The organism is Campylobacter sp. BCW_6467 (genome assembly GCF_001762855.1).
Taxonomy (GTDB): Bacteria; Campylobacterota; Campylobacteria; order Campylobacterales; family Campylobacteraceae; genus Campylobacter_D; species Campylobacter_D jejuni.
In genome coordinates this window covers 1-3,668 of the sequence record NZ_MJXP01000032.1, presented here as the reverse complement: position 1 = coordinate 3,668, position 3,668 = coordinate 1, and the positions used below count along the sequence as shown (strand labels likewise).

Genomic DNA, 3,668 nt, shown 5'->3' with positions numbered 1-3,668 from the left:
ATAAAAGAATTTGTAAAATCTTATTTTTTAATATCTTTTATTATCTTTTTTATGGCTATTGTTATCATATTTTATCTTACTTATGATCTTGAAACTTCTAGAGGGCTTGTATTGCTTGATCCTCCAGAAATTGAAAAATTATCACCACAAGAGTATAAAGCACATAATTATTTTGATTTTTTAGGCGGTATAACTTTTATTTTTTTTATAATCACATTTTTTATACTTCCTTGTTTATTGCAAGCTTATTTATTTAAATGTTATAGCACAGGAGAAAAACACAAAAAATTAAGTTGGTTTATAGGGTTTGTGTGTAATATCTTTTTATTAATGGCGGGTGTGTATATGATGTATTAAAATCTTTAAAGACTATCAAAAATTTAATATATTTGATATAATATTCATTTATCTTAAATATTTAGAAAAAAATGGATAGAGAATTATTTATAACAAGGCTTGCTTTTATAAACAGTGATGAAATAGACACAATAGATAAAAATTCATCCATAGCATATTTAAAAGCCTTATATCAATGTGAAAATTCCATAGCTATAAATTATAATCAAGAAGAGCTTTTCACCCAAGCTACCGCTATAAACAATCTAGGCTATAATTCTACTTTCACAAAAATCTTCATCCTAGATAAAGAAAATCTAAATGATACCTATCTTGATGCTAGAAAAAGGCTTTATAAATCTATCAATACTTTAAAAGAAAAAAGAAATGAAAAAATAAAAGATATCCAAGACTATTTAGATAAAGAAATTTCCTTACAAGATAATCTAAATAATCAAAGCTTTAATACTAAGGAAAATGATGTTAATTTAATTTTAAACGAAGTATTTAACAAGGTGCAACTATCGGATATGGACATCTTATAGGGCAAAATGAATGGGATTTGTATAAAAATGGTATTATTTTACAAGAAGCGGATAAATTGTTTAAAAGCGATTTGTCACCCTTTGAAAATGCTGTAAAAATTCAATAAACTCTTCCTTAGCACAGAACGAATTTGATGCCTTGGTTATATTATGTTTTAATATAGGGATTGATAATTTTAAAAATTCTTTTGTTGTTAAAATCATCAATGGAGAGAAAACAGGCTACAAAACATTAAAGGAAGCTTGGATGGCGTGGAACAAAAGTCAAAATAAAGTAATGCAAGGACTAATTAATAGGAGAAATGCTGAATATAAGCTTTACATTCAAGGAGGTTATGAAAAATGGTAATTTTTAAAAATATATTATTGTTTTTATTTTTTAGTACTTATTTGTTAGCGCAAGAGGATTTTACTCCACTAGAGCAATGTACCTATGAAAATGAAAAGTTTTGGATAAAAATTTTAAATCTATGTCCAGAGGGTAATATAACTTGTGATAAAATTGTATATGTGGGTGTCAATAAAAATAATGGAAAATATATTGTCCTAAACGGTAAGTCTATTAGTGATGTAAATATGAATTTTAAAGGATATGTTTTTAAAAATGGTATTTATGAATATAATATTTTTAATAATTTTTTATATATTTCTAAAAACAAGCGGAATATACAAGAATATGGTCTGAAATTATGTGAAAAATAGACGCAACAAAGGCAACAAGCAACAACAAATACTAGAATATGTAAAAAGTTAAAAAGATGCAATAAGAATTACAAGAAGTTTTTAAAGTTATAAAAATCCTAATTAATGAAATCTTAGCTCCTAAATTTTACAACAAATACAAAGATTTAGAAGTTGAGATTGATGATAAGGGCAATGTGCTTAGGTGGATAGGAGAGATTAATAGAGACAAAAAATATTAGCAAATAAAAAATGATATAATAATGCTTTATATAAGGAATCTTTTATGTTTATAAGTTCTAAAACAGAGTTAATTCAAACTATTAAAAATTTAACAATCAACAATAAAGAAGTTAAACAGATTGATTTTATCAATACTTTAAAAAAATTAGTCAATCCTTTAGCAGTTATAAGAGATCATTTTATAACTTATCCTTTTGCAATCAACTCAAAATTCATTAGCTTTGATTTAAAGAAAATTTTTTATGGCATAGATCTTTGCACAGGAGTTTTTGACACTCATTTTTCCTTTCATTATGAAATAGATCAAAAGCTTGAAGAAAATAAAGAATTTCTTTTAAAAAGACTTTTATCTTATTTGATTATTGATGAGAAAAGAAATGCAACTGCTTTAGAGGATATAAAAGAACAAAAATATATTATAGATGATTATACTTTTTATTTTAAAGAGTTAAAATCTTTAGAACTTAAAAAATGCACCATGTATCAACTTCCTTGTAATCATCCTTTGTTTAAAGAGTTTAGAAATAAAGAAAAGCAAATTAGTGCTTTTAAAAAGGATGAAGATAGTCCTATTCATGCTTACAATGAAGCTTTACAAATTTTACAAGATTTTGCTAATGGAATTTACAATACAAGTAAAGATAAAACAGGAAGATATATAGAAGATAAAAATAAGGCTAGAAGATTACTAGAAAAACTCAATATCATAGGACAAAACAATCTTAAGGCTATGTATATGGGGATAAATGGAAATAAAGAAAGCTTGAAAGCTATAGGCAAAAGAGAAAATAACACTAGCAAGGCAAGTGCAAATGCTGATATCACATCAGAAACAAAAACTCCGCCTAATTTCATAGGCAGATTAGCTACTACCATAATCATAGAAGATGGTTTATACATGGGTTAAATTAAGAAAGGATAGATAATGAGCGAAACTTATGAGATTTATACACCTAATGGATTAACATTAGATGTGGAAAAAGATACCAATAAAATACTCTTTAAAGAAAATGTTAAGCCCACAGGCAACTATACCGAAGAATATTCCAAAGCGGTTTTTAAATCTTATCATATTATGAAAAACTCCCCCTACAAAGACTATCAACCCCAATACCTAGATCCTGAATTTCACACAGGGGAGAAATCTACTTTACTTGAATTTAAAGATTGGCAAAGTATATATTTAAAAGATCCTATCAAAGGAAGCATAGCTCCTTGGACTAAAGCAGAAAAAGCTTATTATCATTCTTTAAAAACCAAAAGAGAAAGATATAAATATTTAGCAATAAGAAGTGGATTAAGATCTGTGGTTATAGATATACCCTATGATGCTTATGCTAATGTAGATGAAAAAGGAAGATTGGTTAATGAAGAATACGCTTATATTTATGATGAAGTAAGTTCTCATCGTGGAACATTAAAATCTTATTCTTTCTTTAATGAATGGGAATTGTCTGCTTTACTTTTGGGAAATATTAAAGCTAGTCCCACAGCTGCCGTAGGATTTAAAGCAAGACAACAACAAGCATTGTTTTTACAAGCTCAACTTGGAGATAAAAATGCTTTTAAAAGTTTAGGTTTAGCAGTATTGTGTTCTAATTCTTTTCTTACAGGGCAACATTGGAATAAGCTTAGAGCAAAAATGATTTATGATTTACACGATTATCATTATGAGAGTTTATTAGATGAATTTGGTATGCTTCCTTTTTTAGATGAGATTATAGGAGCAGATTGGACGATTGATTTAAATAAATATGATTTTGCCTATGATGAAGAAGGTAGAATCATTTGGGCTTTATATGATGATATTGAAAAAGGTAAATTAAAAGATCCAAGAGATATAGATTCTACTCCTGAAAGTAG

Annotated in this window: 6 protein-coding genes; all 6 read left to right on the top strand. The window is 26.9% G+C overall.

The genetic code is table 11. The features are described 5' to 3' along the window. A partial coding sequence (locus AJ888_RS04940; RefSeq protein WP_070296160.1) for a hypothetical protein occupies positions 1-357 on the top strand: 357 nt, incomplete at its 5' end. A gap of 71 nt (positions 358-428) precedes the next feature. After that, positions 429-881, top strand: coding sequence for a hypothetical protein (locus AJ888_RS04935; protein WP_002861549.1), 453 nt, complete (start codon positions 429-431; stop codon positions 879-881). A gap of 139 nt (positions 882-1,020) precedes the next feature. After that, the gene (locus AJ888_RS09200; protein ID WP_002861548.1) at positions 1,021-1,230 is read left to right on the top strand and encodes a glycoside hydrolase family protein; all 210 of its coding nucleotides are present in this window, start codon (positions 1,021-1,023) and stop codon (positions 1,228-1,230) included. Next, positions 1,224-1,583: a hypothetical protein gene (locus AJ888_RS04930; RefSeq protein WP_002861547.1), complete on the top strand. Its 360-nt coding sequence runs from the start codon at positions 1,224-1,226 to the stop codon at positions 1,581-1,583. Before AJ888_RS09200 ends, AJ888_RS04930 begins: the two co-directional genes overlap by 7 nt. Positions 1,584-1,848: 265 nt before the next feature. Then, positions 1,849-2,712 carry a hypothetical protein gene (locus AJ888_RS04925; RefSeq protein WP_002861546.1) on the top strand — a complete coding sequence of 288 codons (864 nt, stop codon included), beginning with the start codon at positions 1,849-1,851 and terminating at the stop codon, positions 2,710-2,712. Positions 2,713-2,730: 18 nt separating this feature from the next. Beyond that, on the top strand, positions 2,731-3,668 hold a 938-nt coding region (locus AJ888_RS04920), incomplete at its 3' end, for a hypothetical protein (protein ID WP_070296159.1).

What these genes read in the sequence shown, in the direction of transcription:
- AJ888_RS04935 (WP_002861549.1), top strand. Translation starts at nt 429, where the DNA reads ATGGATAGAGAATTATTTATAACAAGGCTTGCTTTTATAAACAGTGAT.
- AJ888_RS04930 (WP_002861547.1), top strand. Translation starts at nt 1,224, where the DNA reads ATGGTAATTTTTAAAAATATATTATTGTTTTTATTTTTTAGTACTTAT.
- AJ888_RS04925 (WP_002861546.1), top strand. Translation starts at nt 1,849, where the DNA reads ATGTTTATAAGTTCTAAAACAGAGTTAATTCAAACTATTAAAAATTTA.